The sequence below is a fragment of the Halanaerobium saccharolyticum genome, from assembly GCF_004362045.1.
In the GTDB taxonomy this organism is placed as follows: Bacteria; Bacillota; Halanaerobiia; order Halanaerobiales; family Halanaerobiaceae; genus Halanaerobium; species Halanaerobium saccharolyticum_C.
In genome coordinates this window covers 22,309-40,002 of the sequence record NZ_SNWX01000020.1, presented here as the reverse complement: position 1 = coordinate 40,002, position 17,694 = coordinate 22,309, and the positions used below count along the sequence as shown (strand labels likewise).

19 protein-coding genes are annotated in these 17,694 nt (G+C 37.0%); 13 read left to right on the top strand and 6 right to left on the bottom strand.

Annotated features, from left to right (window positions below):
• Positions 1 to 59 precede the first annotated feature (59 nt).
• The 6 genes from DFR79_RS11375 to DFR79_RS11350 all read right to left on the bottom strand — a co-directional run bounded on the left by DFR79_RS11375 (position 60) and on the right by DFR79_RS11350 (position 7,020).
• The gene (locus DFR79_RS11375; RefSeq protein ID WP_133515603.1) at positions 60 to 1,412 is read right to left on the bottom strand and encodes a GH1 family beta-glucosidase; all 1,353 of its coding nucleotides are present in this window, start codon (positions 1,410 to 1,412) and stop codon (positions 60 to 62) included.
• An 84-nt stretch (positions 1,413 to 1,496) separates the two neighbouring features.
• Complete coding sequence (locus DFR79_RS11370) at positions 1,497 to 2,420, bottom strand: ABC transporter ATP-binding protein (protein ID WP_133515602.1); 924 nt, start codon at positions 2,418 to 2,420, stop codon at positions 1,497 to 1,499.
• Positions 2,407 to 3,399 (bottom strand): ABC transporter ATP-binding protein, encoded by a 993-nt coding sequence (locus tag DFR79_RS11365; protein WP_133515601.1) that lies wholly within the window; start codon positions 3,397 to 3,399, stop codon positions 2,407 to 2,409. Before DFR79_RS11365 ends, DFR79_RS11370 begins: the two co-directional genes overlap by 14 nt.
• Positions 3,400 to 3,402: 3 nt before the next feature.
• Complete coding sequence (locus tag DFR79_RS11360) at positions 3,403 to 4,266, bottom strand: ABC transporter permease (protein ID WP_133515600.1); 864 nt, start codon at positions 4,264 to 4,266, stop codon at positions 3,403 to 3,405.
• A gap of 3 nt (positions 4,267 to 4,269) precedes the next feature.
• Positions 4,270 to 5,259 (bottom strand): ABC transporter permease, encoded by a 990-nt coding sequence (locus DFR79_RS11355; protein ID WP_133515599.1) that lies wholly within the window; start codon positions 5,257 to 5,259, stop codon positions 4,270 to 4,272.
• Positions 5,260 to 5,340: 81 nt separating this feature from the next.
• On the bottom strand, positions 5,341 to 7,020 hold the full coding sequence (locus DFR79_RS11350; protein ID WP_133515598.1) for an ABC transporter substrate-binding protein: 1,680 nt from the start codon (positions 7,018 to 7,020) through the stop codon (positions 5,341 to 5,343).
• A 490-nt stretch (positions 7,021 to 7,510) separates the two neighbouring features.
• Between DFR79_RS11350 and DFR79_RS11345 the strand changes: the two genes are divergently transcribed.
• From DFR79_RS11345 to DFR79_RS11285, 13 genes are all read left to right on the top strand, one after another.
• Complete coding sequence (locus tag DFR79_RS11345; RefSeq protein WP_133515597.1) at positions 7,511 to 8,521, top strand: LacI family DNA-binding transcriptional regulator; 1,011 nt, start codon at positions 7,511 to 7,513, stop codon at positions 8,519 to 8,521.
• Between the two features lie 284 nt (positions 8,522 to 8,805).
• The gene (locus tag DFR79_RS11340; RefSeq protein ID WP_133515596.1) at positions 8,806 to 9,300 is read left to right on the top strand and encodes a Na+/H+ antiporter subunit E; all 495 of its coding nucleotides are present in this window, start codon (positions 8,806 to 8,808) and stop codon (positions 9,298 to 9,300) included.
• Complete coding sequence (locus DFR79_RS11335; RefSeq protein WP_133515595.1) at positions 9,300 to 9,548, top strand: monovalent cation/H+ antiporter complex subunit F; 249 nt, start codon at positions 9,300 to 9,302, stop codon at positions 9,546 to 9,548. Before DFR79_RS11340 ends, DFR79_RS11335 begins: the two co-directional genes overlap by 1 nt.
• Positions 9,549 to 9,550: 2 nt before the next feature.
• Positions 9,551 to 9,919, top strand: coding sequence for a monovalent cation/H(+) antiporter subunit G (gene mnhG, locus DFR79_RS11330; protein WP_208107539.1), 369 nt, complete (start codon positions 9,551 to 9,553; stop codon positions 9,917 to 9,919).
• Positions 9,903 to 10,145, top strand: coding sequence for a hydrogenase subunit MbhD domain-containing protein (locus tag DFR79_RS11325; protein ID WP_133515594.1), 243 nt, complete (start codon positions 9,903 to 9,905; stop codon positions 10,143 to 10,145). The genes mnhG and DFR79_RS11325 overlap by 17 nt, the downstream gene beginning before the upstream one ends.
• The gene (gene mbhE, locus DFR79_RS11320; protein ID WP_133515593.1) at positions 10,142 to 10,903 is read left to right on the top strand and encodes a hydrogen gas-evolving membrane-bound hydrogenase subunit E; all 762 of its coding nucleotides are present in this window, start codon (positions 10,142 to 10,144) and stop codon (positions 10,901 to 10,903) included. The genes DFR79_RS11325 and mbhE overlap by 4 nt, the downstream gene beginning before the upstream one ends.
• A 162-nt stretch (positions 10,904 to 11,065) precedes the next feature.
• Positions 11,066 to 11,341 (top strand): sodium:proton antiporter, encoded by a 276-nt coding sequence (locus DFR79_RS11315; RefSeq protein WP_243727785.1) that lies wholly within the window; start codon positions 11,066 to 11,068, stop codon positions 11,339 to 11,341.
• Positions 11,335 to 12,786 (top strand): proton-conducting transporter membrane subunit, encoded by a 1,452-nt coding sequence (locus DFR79_RS11310; RefSeq protein WP_133515592.1) that lies wholly within the window; start codon positions 11,335 to 11,337, stop codon positions 12,784 to 12,786. The genes DFR79_RS11315 and DFR79_RS11310 overlap by 7 nt, the downstream gene beginning before the upstream one ends.
• Positions 12,787 to 14,652 carry a proton-conducting transporter membrane subunit gene (locus DFR79_RS11305; protein ID WP_133515591.1) on the top strand — a complete coding sequence of 622 codons (1,866 nt, stop codon included), beginning with the start codon at positions 12,787 to 12,789 and terminating at the stop codon, positions 14,650 to 14,652. It begins immediately after the preceding gene.
• Positions 14,649 to 15,545 (top strand): respiratory chain complex I subunit 1 family protein, encoded by an 897-nt coding sequence (locus tag DFR79_RS11300; RefSeq protein WP_133515590.1) that lies wholly within the window; start codon positions 14,649 to 14,651, stop codon positions 15,543 to 15,545. The genes DFR79_RS11305 and DFR79_RS11300 overlap by 4 nt, the downstream gene beginning before the upstream one ends.
• A gap of 17 nt (positions 15,546 to 15,562) precedes the next feature.
• A complete protein-coding gene (locus DFR79_RS11295) occupies positions 15,563 to 16,096 on the top strand; it encodes a NuoB/complex I 20 kDa subunit family protein (RefSeq protein ID WP_133515589.1) in 534 nt (177 codons plus the stop codon).
• Entirely contained in the window at positions 16,093 to 16,590 is a 498-nt protein-coding gene (locus DFR79_RS11290) for an NADH-quinone oxidoreductase subunit C (protein WP_166638039.1), read from the top strand. The genes DFR79_RS11295 and DFR79_RS11290 overlap by 4 nt, the downstream gene beginning before the upstream one ends.
• On the top strand, positions 16,568 to 17,677 hold the full coding sequence (locus tag DFR79_RS11285) for an NADH-quinone oxidoreductase subunit D (protein WP_133515587.1): 1,110 nt from the start codon (positions 16,568 to 16,570) through the stop codon (positions 17,675 to 17,677). The genes DFR79_RS11290 and DFR79_RS11285 overlap by 23 nt, the downstream gene beginning before the upstream one ends.
• Positions 17,678 to 17,694: the final 17 nt, after the last annotated feature.

The window sequence follows — 17,694 nt, the reverse complement described above, 5'->3', positions numbered from 1 at the left end:
AATTGAAAATTATTATAATATAAAATTAAATATCATACTTATTTTTAATTAATCAATATTTATTTTTCTATTCCATTTTTTTCAATTACATCTTTTAATAATCGGGCACTATCTTTTAAAATCCTCTTCTGATTATTCTCATAGTCAATATAGATAATTCCAAACCGTTTATCATATCCAAAAGCCCATTCAAAATTATCCATCAAAGACCAGACATAATAACCGGCAAGATTTACTCCCTCTTCAATTGCCTGGTGTGCAGCCTGAAAGTGTTTTTCTAAATAATCAACCCTTTTTTGATCATGAACTCTGCCATCTTCTGCAATCTGGTCATCATAAGCAGCTCCATTTTCAGTTATAAAAATTGGCTTTTTAGTATATTCCTGATCCAGTCTTTTTAAGAGATCTGTTAAACCCTGAGGATAAACCTCCCAGTCCATTGCAGTATAATCTGAAACTTCTGGTTTTATTGTTTTAAAATTCAGGAATTCACTTTCATCATATTCTACCAGAGCTCTGGAATAATAATTAATACCCAGAAAATCAATCTCTCTACTAATTATATCGAAATCTCCAGCTTCTATCTTAAATGGGTTATCAAATTCATTCTGATAGAAGGACATTAATTTCTCTGGATATTTCCCATTAAAGACAGGATCTAAAAACCAGCGGTTATTAAAGGCATCACAATAATCTTTTGCAATTTGATCTTCTCTGCTTTCACTATTAGTGTAAACATGGTTCAAATTTAAGGTAATTCCAATTTCCCCTTCAATTCCACTTTCTCTAAAACTCTTAACTGCCATTCCATGAGAGAGCAAAACATTATGCGCAACCTGCAGAGCTTTTTGATGATCTTTAAAACCGGGAGCATGTTCTCCCCATAAATTCCCAACCATTGAAACCACCATGGGTTCATTATGGGTTATCCAGCGGGGAATCAGACCGCCAAGCTCTTTGTACATTATCTGAGCATATTCATTAAAATATTTAGCTGTATCCCTGTCTTCCCAGCCTCCTTTATCCTGCAGTTTCTGCGGTAAATCCCAGTGATAAAGAGTTGCAGCTGGTTCAATCCCTGCTTTTAAAAGCTCATCTACTAATCTTTTATAAAAATCAATCCCTTTTTGGTTGATCTCACCTTTTCCGTCAGGTAAAATCCGGGGCCAGGAAATAGAAAACCGGTATGTGTCCAGACCAATTTCCTGCATTAACTTTACATCTTCTTTGTAGCGATGATAATGATCACAGGCTACATCACCGGTATTATTATTTACTATATTTCCTTTTTGATGGGTAAATCTATCCCAGATTGATTCACCCTTACCATCTTCATTGTATGCTCCCTCAATTTGATAGGATGCTGTAGCGGCCCCCCATTCAAAATCTTTGGGAAATATTATCTTTGCCATTCAAGTGCCTCCTCAAGATTACAACTAATATCTATTAACATCTTTTAAAATTATTATTTATCTAGTTATATTAGTAAATTAAATCTACTTATCACTAAATAATACACTGTGATCTTCTTCAATTTCTACAAAACCTTTCCCTGCATTTTCTTTGTAGAATTTCTGAACATCGTTTACTATCTGTTCCGGTAAAAATTCTTCATCTGGGTCCCAGCGCTCTCCTATTTCAGGTACTGCTTCAAATAACATTTGAGTATAGGGGTGAGTTGCGTTTTCGTAAATCTTTTTGGTGTCTCCTCTTTCAACCAGACGACCTTTGTACATAATAAGTGATTTATCACTAATATAATAACCTAAGTTAAGATCATGGGTAATAAAAATTACTGCCATTCCATGTTTTTTACAGGATTCTACCAGTAAATTTAAAACTCCAATTCTGGTGGATGCATCCAGCATACTAATTAACTCATCCGCTATTAAAATATCAACGTCCATCAGTAAAGCACGAGCAATTAGCAGTCTCTGCAGCTGGCCTCCACTAAGCTGATGCGGAAATTTACCCAGAGTGCGATCGGGATTTAAATTTACATCATAAAGTGCATCTCTAATTGCCTGGTCTTTATCTTCAAAACCCAGGTCAAAAGAATCAAAAATCAAATCAAATACTCTATCCACTCTGTATAAAGGATTAAAGGTTGCAAATGGATCCTGAAAAATCCCCTGAACTCTACGATAATACTGCTGTGTTTCCTCCTTATCATTTATTTTAGAAATATTTTTTCCTTTATATATGATTTCACCTTCAGAAACTTCGATTAATTTTAAAATCAATTTGCCAACTGTTGTTTTTCCACTGCCGCTTTCTCCGATTAGAGAAATTATCTTTCCTTTTTCTATATCGAAAGAAATATCTTTAGCTGCTACAGTATATTCTGGATTTAAAATACCACTTTTAAAAACCTTAGATAGGTTTTTAACTGACATAATAACATCTTTATTTTTGGCCACTTAAATCACTTCCTAACTCTTTCCATCTCCAGCAGGAGACATAATGTCCTTCTGCTACCTGCTCTCTTTCCGGATTTTCTTCACATTTATTAATTGCATAAGGACAGCGCTGTCTAAAACGACATCCTTCTTCAATATCTAAAAGGTGAGGAGGAGTTCCCTCGATACCGGATAAACGTTTATCTTTATACTGAATACCAACCTTGGGCAGAGAATCAATTAAAGCTCTGGTGTAAGGATGGCGTGGATTAGCTACAATTTCATCTGTTGGTCCTATTTCAGCAAAATTACCGGCATACATAATCATAATTCGATCTGCTATCTGATAAAGTATAGATAAATCATGGGTAATAAAAATAGCTGATTTTATAATTCCTAAATCTCTCAAATTCGCCAGCATAGTTGCTACAAATCTTTGAGAACTTACATCAAGAGCTGATGTGATCTCATCAGCAATTAAAAATTCCGGATCTAAAATTGTAGAAATTACCATGATAACTCTCTGCTTCATTCCACCTGAAAGCTCAATTGAATATCTGTTTAAAACTGATTCATCCAGATTTACCAGGTCCAGTCTTTCTTTAACTTTGTCAAAAAACTTTTTATTTGTTTTTATTCCATGCTGTCCGGCTAAATCTGCAATATATGTTTTAATCTTTTTGGTTGGGCTAAAAGCATCCAGAGCATACTGAGGTATTAAAGAAATTGTTCTTAAGCGCAGTTTTTTAAACTCTTTTTCGCTCATCTTCATTATTTTATTTCCTACCAGATCTACCTCACCTGAGATATACTTAAGCGGCTTCTTTCGGGAAATAAAGGTACTTGCCAGAGTACTTTTTCCACAACCTGACTCTCCTGCCAGTCCAAGAATTTCGCCATTTTTTAAATTAAATGTAACATTATCTACTGCTTTAACCTGTCCTTTTAAAATATCATAATATGCTCTTAAGTTTTTGACTTCTAATATATTTTCACTCATCACTTACATCTCCCTTAAACGTGGGTTAAAGGCTGCATCTAATCCTGTATTGATAAAATAAAGTGCGGTTATTAAAATTGTTAAAATTAGTCCAGGGATTATTGCCCACCACCACATACCAAGTTGAATTCCATTCCAGTTAACAGCATTTTGCATTACAAGTCCCAGAGAAATTCCTTTTGTAGGTCCCAGTCCTAAAAACTCAAGCTGCACTGTAGCCAGCATAGTTCCATTAAACTGCTGAATAAAAACCATAAAGACATAGGAAAACATATTGGAAGCAATATCTTCTCTTAAAATTCTGCCCACACTAATTGAAGAAATCTTCGATAAAGATACATATTCCTGATTTTTTAGAGAAAGGGTCTGAGATCTTACTGCTCTTGCTGTCCAGGGCCAGGCTGTTGAGGCAACTATAACTGCCATCACAAAGGTTCCCCGTACTTCTAAAAAGGCTGCAATTACAATTAAAAGTGCCAGCTGGGGAATTACAACAAAGATATTTGTCAGCATCATTAAAAGTTCATCAAAAATTGTTCCACCATAATAACCGGCCACAAAACCAATTATACAGCCAATTAAAGTTGCAATTGTACCTGCAATAGCACCTACTAAAAGGGTCGAACGTAAACCATGTACTGTCCGTGTAAATACATCCTTTCCATCAATTGTGGTACCAAAAAAGTGTTCTGATGAAGGAGGTAAATAACCCTGACCTGCATATTCATCATATTCATATCTTGTTAAAAGTGGACCAAAAGCTGCCAGTAAAAATACTAAAATTACGATAGACAAACCAAAAATTACTTTTTTATTTGTGAGGGCATAATACAAATTTTCATGTTTTGCCCAGAAATCTTTTGCCACAATCTACACCTCCTCAGTAAATGAAAGCCTGACTCTTGGATCAATAAACATGTAAACAATATCGACTACAAAGTTTGCTACTAACACCATTGTTACAATTGTCAGGAAGATTCCCTGCATTAAAAAGTAATCCTGATTTTGAACTGCATCTAAAAGCATTCTTCCCAGGCCGGGATAATTAAATACTACCTGAACTGTAATTGCTCCACCAACTATGCGGCCGATTCTCAAGGCCAGGCCGGTAACCTGAGGTAAAACACCATTCCGAAAACCGTATTTACGAATTAACTTTTTCGAAGAACCAAGGGTTTCCATGTACTTTGAATAATTTGAACTTTTTTCGTACATAATCATATTTCTCATACCAATTGCCCAGCCTCCCAGCTGAACTAAAAACATGGTAAAGAAAGGTAAAAACCAGTGGTGTAAAAAATCTTTAATAAAATTCCAGGTAAAAGCAGGGGAAGCTACAGCACTATAGGCTCCACTGATTGGGAACCACCTCAGAACCACTCCAAAGAAGAATGCTACTAAACCAGCCATCCAGAAATAAGGAGAGGAGGCAAGAAAATAAAAGAAAGGCATTGAAGCATTATCTACTTTTTTATCAGTTCCTGAATAAGCACCCAGTTTATTACCAACGATCCAGCTTAATATAATTGCAGGAAACAAAACAGATAAATCATATACAATTGCTCTTTTTATAATATCTATTACTGGAGTTGGGAACTGGATAATTGAAATTCCAAAATCAAGAGTAAAGACTGATTTCCAAAAATTAAGATACTGCTGCCACACTGGCTGATCAAGATTAAATAATAATGTTAATTGTTCTTCTAAAATTTGGCGTCCCCCCTCCATTCCAGAAAAACGTGACAAAAGTGATTGGATTGGATCTCCAGGCATCATTCTGGGGATAATAAAATTGATGGTAACTGCCAGGATAAATGTAATAATATAGATCATTAATTTTTTCCGTAAATATTTGCCCATTTTATACTGCTCCTTTCTAAATAACAGGCCCGATAAGAATATCGGACCTGTATTTATTAATTAAATTCAATTGTCTATTAATTATTTAGCTGGTTCAATACCAATTAAGGTATCAATCATACCTAACTGATAAGCATTACCCCAGGTTACTGGTACACCATAAGGATTATCTTCACTTGGCCAGTTAGTCCAATTATTTGTTGTCTGCTGAGCCCAGAGACCATTATGCCAGAGAGGAACAGTTGGCATATCTTTTAGTAAGATCCGCTGAATCTTAGATGCTATTTCCTGTTTTCTAGTTTCATTTCTAGTCATATTAAACTCATCAATTAATTCAAACAGTTCCGGGTTATCATAAGCACCCCAGTTACCATTACTGATTGTTTCCCCATGAATACTTTCATTTGCTACACCATTCCAGTAGTCAAATGGTGTTGAGGATAATGTGGTCTGGAAGTTAGCGATTAACATGTCAAAATCTTTGTTAAAGCGCTTATTGTCAAATAATGAAGAATCGGGGAAGTTAGGTTTAATATTCACACCAATTTCTTCAGCATTTTGAGCAATAACTCTAACAGCTGACATCCAGTCTGTCCAGCCACTTGGTACTATAATACTTAATTCTAGTGGATCACCATTTGGCATATCTCTCCAGCCATCACCATCTGCATCTACATATCCTGCATTATCTAAAAGTGCTTTAGCTTTAGTAGTATTGTATTCAAAGCCGTATTCCTCTACAACTTCTTCATCAAGATATTTTAACCAACCTTCTCCAAATAAGCCTGTAGGATTAGCAGCTTTTACAAGACCACCATATACTCGCTCAACAATTGAATCTTTATTTATCATAAAAGCCATTGCTCTTCTAAAATTAACATCACCCATTGGTTTTCTAGTGGTGTTCATGTATAAATTGGCAGTATTCCAGGAAAGCATATAAGGCTCTTCTTCATACCAGGTTTTTAAACCAAATTGGTCTTTGATTTTCTGAACTCCAGGAATAAAGTTGTTGCTTAAATCAAGCTCACCCTTCATTAACATACCCATTACTACATTGTTGCTCTGATTAACTAAGTCAACAATATACTTAGGTTTGGGCTGTCCAAAAACATCATTACCCCACCAGTCATCATTTCTTTCCCAGACCATTCTATCCTGACCTGCTTCTCTGGCAGTATAGGGACCAGTTCCAACTGGGTCTTTCATTGTTCTGGTGATTAATTCGTCAGCAGGAACTTCACTCCAGATGTGTTCTGGTATAATGTAGCGCTGATATAATTCTGCATTCCATTCTGCATAATGAGGTTCGCTAAAAGTAAATCTAACTGTATAATCACCTTCGGCTTCTACAGATTTAAGCCATTCCCAGACAGGTGAATACATTATAGAATTTTCTTTTGCAATTTCATAGGTAAAGACTACATCTTCTGAATTAAATTCTTCACCATCAGTCCAATTAATTCCTTCTCTTAATTTAAGAACATACTCGTTGTTGCTTACCCATTCTCCACTTTTTGCAAGCCAGGGCTTATAAGTATTATCGAGAGGATTATAAGAGAACATTGTCTCATAAACTAAACCACCAGTTCCAGGTGTAGGGTTAGGAATTAAAACATTCCAGGTTGATGGAGGTCCCCACATTGCTCCGGAAACTACTAATGTCTCTTCTCTGGGAAGATCCTGAGCTAAAGACATTCCTCCAACTAAAAATAGAAAAGCCAGAGTTAAAATTAAAACTTTCTTACCAACATTAATCATTAATAAACACCCCTTTAAATTATTTTGTGATGCAAAATGTCACTCTCTTTTATCTTAAGGGATTATTAACTTATAAAAAGTAAGAGTGAGCAAAATTTTAGCTGTTTTATGAATCTTCATTAAATTAAATCAATTTAATGCTAGAGAAAACTAGCAATCCAGTGAAAACTGCGCTAAAATTTACTAAAACGATTTCTTGATTTAATTATAGCGCAAATTTGCAGACAATTCAAGCAGTATTTTTGATTTTTTTATTATTTTTTCAAGGTTCAAAATTATTTTTAGCCTTATTTTAAAATATTTTCGTTATTTACGAAATAACTTTCTTTAATTATAGCATTGTTTTTTCATATTATCAAACAATTTTTAAAAATAATTTAATTTTATTTGTTTTTTGTGATATGATATACTAAGAAAAAGTTTTCATTACTTTTGAAAATTTATTTCAATTTTAATATTCGGATTAATTTTGAGGAAAGGATGCTTTAAAATGAATGTAACAATTAAAGATATAGCAGAAAAGGCAGATGTTTCAATCTCTACAGTCTCTAAATCTTTAAACGATAAAGGGGGAGTCTCTCCTGTCACCAGACAAAAAGTATTAAACATTGCAAAAGAAATGGGATATTTTTCTTTTCGCTCTCAGGCAGGTTTAAAAACCCATAATATTGCATTCATTATGAGCCGCAGACATATCCCTATTTTTAATAATCCCTTTTATACAAGAGTTATAGCTGGGGTTGAGATTGAAGTAGAGAATTATGATTATAATCTCCTTTTTTCGACTATTAAATTAGATGCTTTACAGAGCAAAAAAGTCCCATCAATAATAAGTCAGAATAAGGTTGATGGTCTGATTCTTGCCGGAGCTGACATTAATAAAGATATGATCAGAGCGATTGAAGAACTTAAATTTCCTACAGTACTTGTAGATAATTATCTTCGCTCTCCAATTATGGATTCTATTGTTTCTGATAATTTTAATGGGGCAATGCAGGCAGTAGACTATTTAATTAGAATGGGACATAAAAAAATTGGTTATGCTGGTGGTCCTAATAGCCATCCCAGTTTTGAAGAACGTTATCGGGCTTATAAAATGGAGATGCTCGAAAACAATTTGGAGATCCAGGAAAATTTAATTAAAATTAAGAAAGATTTCAGTCAGGATATGGGTAAAGAACTGGCAAAAGATTTTTTAAAAGAAAAACAGCTGCCAACTGCAATTTTTGCAGCTAATGATGCTACCGCCATTGGTTTACTCCAGACTTTTAATAAATATGGAATCAAAGTCCCTGGTGATGTTTCAATTATTGGTTTTGATAATATCGAATTAACTGCTTTTACTACTCCCAAAATAACAACAATTTCCATTGATAAAGAAGGAATGGGCCAGGAAGCAGCTAGTAAATTATTTGACAGGATCCAGAATCCAGAAAAAAAATCTACTAAATCAGTTATTCCAATAGAACTGATTGAAAGAGAATCAGTAAAAAAAATTTAACTTTTATTTTCTTTCTAAAGAGTATAATTAAATAGCCTGCCTTCTAAACTGTTATTACTGGAGCTGAGCTCCTTTTAATAACAGTTTTTTTATAACTTTATTTATTTTCAGAAAAATTCTAATTATTTGTTGACTTTTATATCGTAATATCATAATATATAAATATAAGTTATTTGAATCTTATGAAAGGGGGGATGCTGCAGTTAAATATTATTTTTTTCACTAAATTTATGAAAAAAATCTCATAGTGATTTTATCAACTTTATTTTGAAGGGGGTTCTATTTTGCAGAAATTAAAAAGATATTTCTTTACTACAGCAGTCTATTTTCTCTTCTGGCTGGCTTACACCTCATCTTTAGTTCGGAGTGAAATGATGGCTGGGTTAATAATTTCTTTAATTCTTTCCTATTTTACCTATCAAAGTTTCAGCAGAGAAAAAGGTAATAATAATATTTTAAGCAGGTTTCTAGCTTTTTTTAAGTATTTACCTGTTTTTTTATGGGAAATGATAAAGGCCAATTTTGATGTTGCCAGAAGAGTTATTGATCCTTCACTTCCTATTAATCCAGGTATTATAGAAATTAAAACCAAACTAAAATCAGATCAGGCAAAATTATTTTTAGCCAATTCAATTACCTTAACTCCTGGTACACTTACAGTAGATATAATTGATGACAGCCTTTATATTCACTGGATTGATGTTAAAACTGAGGATCCAGGAGAACAGAAAAAAATAATTTCTGAGAAGTTCGAAAGGCTGCTGGAGGGGGTTTTTTAATGTTAAACTATATTTTTTTAATTATTAGTGCTGCGGTTTTACTGGCAGCAGTTAGAATGTTAAAAGGTCCAGGCTCGGCTGACAGAATTGTGGCTCTGGATACAATTACTACCATTATTAGTTCTCTGCTGGTGGTGCTGGCCTTATTTTTAAGAAATAATATTTACCTTGATATTTCATTTGTCTTTGCTGCTCTTTCTTTTACTGGAGTAGTTGTCATCGCCCGCTACCTTGAAGGGAGGGCTTAATCTTGCTGATAATTAATATTTTAGGTTATATTTTAATTTTAGCCGGCAGTTTATTCCTTTTTTTAGGAGCTCTTGGCTTATTTAGAATGCCTGATGTCTACAATCGCCTGCAGGCAGGTACTAAAGCAACAACACTTGGTGCCCTTTCTACAATTATTGGGGTAGGAATGGTAGAAACTGACTGGTTTTTTAAAACCCTGATTATTGCCGTTTTTATTTTAATGACAAACCCAATCGGCAGTCATTCCATTGCTCGAGCTGCCAGGCTCAGCAAAATTGCAGTAGAAAAAATCACTGCTCAGGATAAATATCAGGAAAAACACTTAAATAATATTCAGAAAGGCAGTGATCAGAATGCCGCTAATCTCTAGTTTTCTAATTTTAATTATGCTGGCTGCTGCAGCTGCCGCTTTAGCTTTTGATGATCTTTTAAGCTCAATAATTGCTGCTGGACTTGTCAGCTTAACCGCTGCTGTTTTATTTTATTTTTTAAAAGCTCCAGATGTGGCAATGACAGAAGCTGCCATCGGTGCCGGTTTAACTACAGCAATTTTTGTGCTGGCCCTATTTAAAACTGAAAGGGGGAAAAGTGAGTGAAATTCAGAAATTTAATTGCTCTTGTTATAACAGCTGCCTTTGCCTTAATTATTCTGCAGGCATTTACTATTACTCCTGCAGCTGGGGAAATCACTTTAAATGAATTTGGAAAGGCTGATATCAATAACAGAACAGCCCAACTCTACCTTAATAAAAGTGTTAATACAGATAATAAAAAAGTAATCTATCAGGAAAGTAAGAATTTAGAAAGCGGCTCAGCTAATATTGTTACCTCTGTAGTGGCAAATTACAGATCATTTGATACACTCGGTGAAATTACCGTTTTATTTCTGGCTGCTGCAGGAATTGGAGTTGTACTTAATTTAGAAAATTCAAAGAAAAAGAAATTTGCTGCAGATGATTCATCTCTAATTTTAAATACAGGAATCAAGCTCCTCTTTCCTCTGCTTTTACTGGCTGGAACATATATCTTTGTCTACGGTCATTTAAGTCCTGGTGGGGGTTTTCAGGGGGGAGCAGTTATTGCAACTGCCTTTTTACTAAAAATGCTCTCTGATAATAAATTTGAAATTAAAGAAATCAGTATTACTTTAGTTGAAAGTACTGCCGGTATTTCATTTGTCGGACTCGGCCTCTACGGCTTAGTAACTCGGGGTTCATTTTTAGAAAACTTTATGGCAACCGGTACAGTTGGTCAGCTTTTCAGTGCTGGAATCATTCCTCTGATTTATATTGCTATTGCTTTTAAAGTAGGAGCTGAACTGACCAACATAGTTAAAAATTTAATTGAAGCTTAATTTTTTTTTAAATCAGCTGCAGTAAAAACAGAAATCAACTGCAGATTAAAATTTATAAAGGATGTGATCACTTTGCTCAACTTCCTGGAGGAGTGGTCCTTTTTTGGGGGATCAATACTTCTCATTTTTATCGGGCTTTATGGAGTCTTAAGCAGAAAAAACATGATAAAAATTCTTATTTCACTCGGCCTGATGGATACCGGAGTAAATTTACTGCTGGTAGCCTTAGGCTATGTTGAAGCAGCTAATGCACCAATCATAAATTCTGTAAATCCAAGTAATGCAGCTGCTTTTGTTGACCCAATTCCACAGGCCTTAGTTTTAACTTCAATTGTAATTGGAACCGCTGTACTGGCCCTGGGACTGGCTTTAGTAATGAAAATTTACGACAAATATTCAACCCTAAATATTTCTGAAATAAGGGGGTTAAAATGGTGAATTTAACTTTAATTATTGCTCTACCCTTATTAATGGCTTTTACAATGCCAATTTTTAAGATGCTCAATTCAAAACTGCCTAAATTTATTGCTTTACTGACAACCGCTTTTAATTTAATTGTGCTCAGCAGCAATTTTACTGAAATTATGGCTGCTCCACTTATACTAGAACTTGGCGGCTGGCAGGCACCTTTTGCTATTAACTTATATGTTGGTCCTCTGGCTTTAGTGGCAGCCTTTTTAATTAACGGCAGTGCCTTTATTCTTTCAATTTATAATTTATCTCAAGACTATCAGTTTGATGATAAATTTTATCTGCTCTTTTTAATGATAACCGCCGGGGCCAGCGGGATGGTAATGACAGGTGATCTCTTTAATCTCTTCGTTTTTATTGAAATCACAAGCATTGCCGCCTACAGCCTGACAACCTTTGCCGGCGGCAGTAGTTATGAAGCAAGTTTTAAATATTTAATTATCGGTGGTGTGGGTTCTGTATTTTTACTGCTCGGAATCGGTTTTACATATTCAGCAGTCGGCAGCCTCAATCTGGCAGAAATTGCAGCCTCAGCTGGTTTAATTAATCCACTTCTGCTGCAGATTACAGCTCTCCTCTTTTTAATCGGGATTGGAATTGAAGCAGAATTATTCCCACTAAATTTCTGGGTGCCTGATATCTATACAGAAGCACCAACAGCAGTCAGCGGCATCATGAGTGGTGCAGTCTCTGCAGCTGGGATCTATGCTCTGGCCAGAATATTTTTCACCCTCTTTCCAGCTCAGCAGTTTTTTAACTATCTGCTGGTGATTGGAGTAATCACTCTAATCATGGGAGAATTAATTGCTTATCAGCAGGAAAATATAAAGAGAATGCTTGCTTACTCCAGTCTGGCTCAGATGGGATTAATTGTCACAGTTATCAGTCTGGGAACTGAAGCAGCAGTCAAGGCCGGGCTTTTTCAGCTGATCAATCATTCTATTTTAAAGGTTCTGCTCTTTATCAGTGCTGGGGTTTTAATTTCAGCAGCCGGGAGCAAAAAGATTAAAGATCTGGCAGGACTGGGAACTAAAAAACCAACAGCAGCCTTTGGCTTTACTATTGCTGCCATGGGGATCCTGGGAGTTCCTTTTTTAAATGGTTTTATCAGTAAATTTATGATTATCAGCAGCAGTTTAAATGCAGATCAGTTTTTGATTACTTTTTTGATTCTGGCAGCTGCTCTAATCGAAATCGCCTATTATCTAAAAGTTGTACAGAAATTATACTTTGAAGACTTAGAAATTGAAGTTAAAAATACAGCTGTAATTACTGTACCGGTTATTTTATTGACTCTGCTGATTATCGGCCTCGGAGTTTATCCACAGCTTATTGCTGAGCCTCTGGAAAAGGCAGCCGCAGAAATTTTAAATAACAGCCGCTACATTATGACAGTTTTAGGAGGGATCTAATTGCTGACCAAATATATATTTGTTCCAGCTGCAGCAGCTTTCGCAGCCTACATTTTAAATAAGAAAAATAAAAAGGCGGGAGCGACAATTACGGCGTTGGTCTCAGCTTACCTGCTGCTCAGTCTGGCTTTAATTTACGGCAGCTGGGAGCTTAATCAGAGTTTTAACTTAAGTTTAATGGGTTATCAGCTTGAATTTTTAATGGCCTTAACTCCGCTTTCCTGGCTCTTTGCAGTCCTGACATCAGCCATTTCACTTTTGATTGCCGTCTTTTCCATCGATTCACAGGCAGATTTTAAATTCAGCTCTGTTTTTAATCTAAATTTTCTGCTTGTTATCGGCAGTATTATGGGAGTTCTCTTTGCTCGTGACTTTTTAACTCTTTTTATTTTCTGGGAGTTAATGACCTGGACTTCTTTTTACTTGATTTCTTCCGGGAAAAAGAAAATGGCAGGCAGGGCAGCTTACCGCTACCTGATCTTAAGTGCAGCTGCAGCCTATTCATTTTTGATGGCAGTAATCTTTATTTTTCAGCAGACCGGAAGCTTTGCCTTTGAGCCGGCAGCCGAATTTTTATTGAATAATTCTGCTCCACAGTCAATATTACTGCTTTTAGCCATCAGCTTACCCTTTTGGGTTAAGGCAGGTATTTTCCCGCTTCATGTCTGGGTTAAGGATGCACACGGTAATGCCCCCAAGGAATTTTCTCCTTTTCTCTCAGGGATGCTGCTTAAAGTTGGATTCTATGGACTTATAGTTGTTTTCCATCAGCTCTCCTTTTTTAAGATTATAGAAAATACAATTGCCTATCGGGGGCTGCCGCTTTTGAGCTATCTATTTGCTCTCTTAGGTGCAGTGACTATTATTACAGGAACAATTTTAGCAATCAGACAGGAAGATATGAAAAAACTAATAGCCTATTCTTCGATCTCACAGATGGGCTATATAATTATCGGGATTGCTATTGCAACTCCCTTAGGTTTCAGCGGCTCAATGCTGCATCTGATGAATCACCTGATTTTTAAATCAACTATTTTCCTGGCTCTGGCAGCAGTTATTTACAGAACAGGAACCACTAAGATGTATGAGGTGGGTGGCCTGATCTTTCGGATGCCGCTCACTTTTGCTGCCTACTTAACAGCAATTATTGCTCTGGCAGGTATTCCACCAACAAATGGTTTTATTTCCAAGTGGGTTATCTACCAGGCCCTGATTGAAAAAGGTTATTTATTCCTGGCACTGGCCGCCTTTTTCGGCAGTATAGCTTCATTTATGTATGTTTTTAAGCCCTTAAGCACAGTCTTTTTGGGCCAGCTAAAGCCGCAGCATCAGGAAATTAAAGAAGTTCCCCTGCTGATGAAAATACCAATGCTGATTTTAATTGGAGTTATTGTGCTCTTTGGTGTTTTTCCCGGCATTCAGATGAATATTATAAGCCAGATTTCTGGCGACCTGGGAATAGAAACTGTTAACTACAGCCTCTACAGTATTCAGGGAGCCTTTGGTGCCTGGAACTCGCTCTACATCTTTAATGTCTTTGCAGCTGGCTTTGTAATTGCCCTCTTAGTCTTTGGCCTCGCCAAGAAATCAAAACTGGTTGGCCTGCTTGATACCTACAGCTCCGGTGAATATGTTACTGATGCTGAGAGCTATCACTATGCCTACCAGTATTACAGACCCTTTGACCGCTTATTTGATAATCTGGCAGCCAAAAGTCTGACCGGCTTTTACGAAACACTGACAGCTAATTTGCTTAAAAGTGGTGAAAGTTTTAGAAGAATTTTCGCAGCCGGAAGAGTCCAAAACTATGCTCTCTATTCAGTCTTATTATTTGTTATTCTGGCAGCAGTGGGGTGGATAATATGATAGATCTAATCTATAAAATCGGACATTTTCTTTTAATAACAGTTTTTGCGACGGCTCTGGGGCTGCTCTTTATGGGAATTGCCCGCAAAATCATAGCCCGAATTCAAAAAAGATACGGCCCACCTGTTTATCAGCCCTATCTTGATGTTTTAAAGCTCTTCGGTAAAGATGCGATAACTCACGGCTTTATCTTTGATTTTGGTGCTGTAATGGCTCTCGGGGGAGTAATTGCAACTTTATTTTTTATCCCGCTCGGCAGCTGGCAGCTTTATTCGATGGAAGGTACAGTTTTACTGGTTATTTACCTCTTAGCTGTGGCCTCTCTCGGAATGGCAATGGGTACTGTTGGCTCGGGTAATCCTCAGGCGTCAATTGGTATCTCAAGGGCTTTAACTCAGATGCTTGGTTATGAGCTGCCCTTTCTTGTTATTCTATTTTCACTGATCTTCAGGTATCAGACTTCTTCAATCTGGGGTTTGATGCAGGCCCAGGCCGGAAGCTTTTTAAACTGGAATCTCTTTGCCTATCCAATGATGGCTTTAGTAGCCTTTGTGGTGCTAATTGGAATGATGGGTAAAAAGCCTTTTGATGCGATGATAGCTCCATCGGAGATTGGTTCTGGCCCGGTTGTAGAATCAGGTGGAAAATATTTAGGTATGCTGCTCTTACAGAAATCAATTACAATTATTATCGAGCTGGCCCTTTATGTCAACCTCTTTTTGGGAGGAGCAGATAACATCTTCAGCTTCAGCTTTAAAATGCTGATCGTCTGGATCTTAGCAACAATGTTCGGCAGTCTTTTCCCCAGATTCAGAATTGAAGATGGAGTTAAGTTTTTCTGGAAGTGGCCGCTCGGAATAGCTATTTTACAGGCATTATATATAATAATTTAAGCAGGAGGTTTTTTTAAATGAATAATAACTTTGTTAAAGGGAGCTGGCAGGAGATTCTTGACTGGGCCCAGAACAAATCGATAAATATGCTTCATTACTGTACAGGCTGTGGGGCAATAGAGCTGCCGCCGACCATGACTTCTCGCTATGACATGAGCCGCTTCGGTATCGGACCAGCAGCAACTCCCCGTCAGGCAGATTTACTTTTAGTTACCGGTTATTTAAGCACCAAAACCTTAAGACGCTTGATCTATACCTATGAACAAATGCAGGCCCCAAAATTTGTAGTAGGCTTTGGCTCCTGTACAATCAACGGCGGCATGTACTGGGATTCATATAATACAATCAAACAGCTGGATAAATATCTGCCGGTTGAAATGTATATCGCCGGCTGTATGCCCCGTCCGGAAGCAATCTTAGATGGCTTACTTAAACTCAAAAAAATGATCAATAATGGTGAGGCAGATGGATACCAGCGCTATCAGGATAACCTGGAGTTTTATCATCAGAATCAGGAAGCAGTATTAGGGGAGGTGCAGAGAACACAGTGAGAAATGAAAAAGAACTTTTAGAGTTAATTAATGTTCATCTTGAGCCTCAGGCAGTAGAAATCAAAAGGGAGCAGAATGTATCTGTGGAACTTGCTCCAAAAAATTTAATTCAGGCTCTTTCCTTTTTAAAGTCTCACTCCTATCAGCACCTTTCTACAATCAGCTGTGTGGACTGGCTTGAAGAGGGGGCATTTGAACTTGTCTACCACCTCTTCTCCTATGATGATTATATAAATATCAGTTTAAAAACCAGAATTAAGCGTGAGCCCGGCATTTTCCAGACTGCAAAAGAAATCTGGCCGGTAGCCGAATTTTATGAACGAGATATACATGAATTCTTTGGGGTTGAATTTAAAGGGAATGATAATTTAGAGGAAATGATTTTGGAAAACTGGCAGCACCTCCCTCCAATGCGTAAGGATTTTGACACCAGAGAATTTGTTAATGATCAATATGAATGGAGGGATTACAATGGACAAAAGCACACAGACTGAAATATTTTTTGGACCAAACCATCCCGGAGTTCCCGGCAACTATGGAATTATTTATGAATTTGAAGGTGATACTGTTACTTCAGCTAAGGCAAATGCCGGCCACCTCCACCGCGGTTTTGAAAAATTAATGGAAGAAAGACTCTGGATTAAAAATACAGCTTTAGTTCCCCGGATCTGTGTTGAAGAACCTGATATCAACGAAATGGTCTATGCAATGGGTTTTGAGGCAATTGGAGAAATTGAAGTTCCCAGAAGGGCTGACTACATCCGCTCGATTATTCTGGAGCTGGCCAGAATTCAGGGCCACATCTTTTCAATTGGTGGTAATGCAGCCGGAATTGGTCAGTACACGGTTATGCACTGGGGAACCTTAACCAGAGATTACATTTTAGATATTTTTGAAGAAATCACCGGGGCTCGAGTTTACCACATCTACATCCGTCCCGGTGGAGTTAGACAGGATATTGAAGACGAGACTTTTGATAAAATCTTAGATTTAATGGATGAGCTTGAAAATGAGCGTTTTCCCGATCTGGAAAAAACATTGTTTGAAAATCCAAATGCACAAAAACGCTGGCAGGGTAAAGCAGTAATCACCAAAGAAGAAGCAGTTGAGATGGGAGCCACCGGACCTGTTTTAAGGGCCAATGGTGTTCCCCATGATCTCCGAAAGATGATGCCCTATGCAGCCTATGATGATGTTGAATTTGAGGTGCCGACCTATGAAAATGGTGATGCCTGGGATCGAATCAAAATTGCCAGAGATGATATGCTGCAGAGTATCAAAATTATTCGCCAGCTGATTCAAAATATTCCTGACGGACCTGTTCAGACTGACCTGGGTAATGGCTTGAAATATAAGATACCTAAAGGTGATGCCTATGTTAAAATTGAATCAAAGCGGGGAGAATACGGCTACTATATGGTCTCAGATGGAGGTTTAAAACCATACCGGGTCCATGTGAGAGGTGCTTCTACCCCCCTCGGCTTATACGGAGTCAGAGAATTTCTGCCCGGGACCAGAATTGCAGATGTTCCTGTCTGGGCCAAAAGTCTGGGGATCTGCCCACCTGAATTTGACCGCTAAATTTGATTCAGCAGTCT

Bases quoted from the DNA above. Each gene is read 5' to 3' on its own strand.
- DFR79_RS11375 (WP_133515603.1), bottom strand. From the start codon at position 1,412: ATGGCAAAGATAATATTTCCCAAAGATTTTGAATGGGGGGCCGCTACA.
- DFR79_RS11365 (WP_133515601.1), bottom strand. From the start codon at position 3,399: ATGAGTGAAAATATATTAGAAGTCAAAAACTTAAGAGCATATTATGAT.
- DFR79_RS11355 (WP_133515599.1), bottom strand. From the start codon at position 5,259: ATGGGCAAATATTTACGGAAAAAATTAATGATCTATATTATTACATTT.
- DFR79_RS11350 (WP_133515598.1), bottom strand. From the start codon at position 7,020: ATGATTAATGTTGGTAAGAAAGTTTTAATTTTAACTCTGGCTTTTCTA.
- DFR79_RS11345 (WP_133515597.1), top strand. From the start codon at position 7,511: ATGAATGTAACAATTAAAGATATAGCAGAAAAGGCAGATGTTTCAATC.
- DFR79_RS11335 (WP_133515595.1), top strand. From the start codon at position 9,300: ATGTTAAACTATATTTTTTTAATTATTAGTGCTGCGGTTTTACTGGCA.
- DFR79_RS11325 (WP_133515594.1), top strand. From the start codon at position 9,903: ATGCCGCTAATCTCTAGTTTTCTAATTTTAATTATGCTGGCTGCTGCA.
- DFR79_RS11315 (WP_243727785.1), top strand. From the start codon at position 11,066: ATGATAAAAATTCTTATTTCACTCGGCCTGATGGATACCGGAGTAAAT.
- DFR79_RS11310 (WP_133515592.1), top strand. From the start codon at position 11,335: ATGGTGAATTTAACTTTAATTATTGCTCTACCCTTATTAATGGCTTTT.
- DFR79_RS11300 (WP_133515590.1), top strand. From the start codon at position 14,649: ATGATAGATCTAATCTATAAAATCGGACATTTTCTTTTAATAACAGTT.
- DFR79_RS11295 (WP_133515589.1), top strand. From the start codon at position 15,563: ATGAATAATAACTTTGTTAAAGGGAGCTGGCAGGAGATTCTTGACTGG.
- DFR79_RS11285 (WP_133515587.1), top strand. From the start codon at position 16,568: ATGGACAAAAGCACACAGACTGAAATATTTTTTGGACCAAACCATCCC.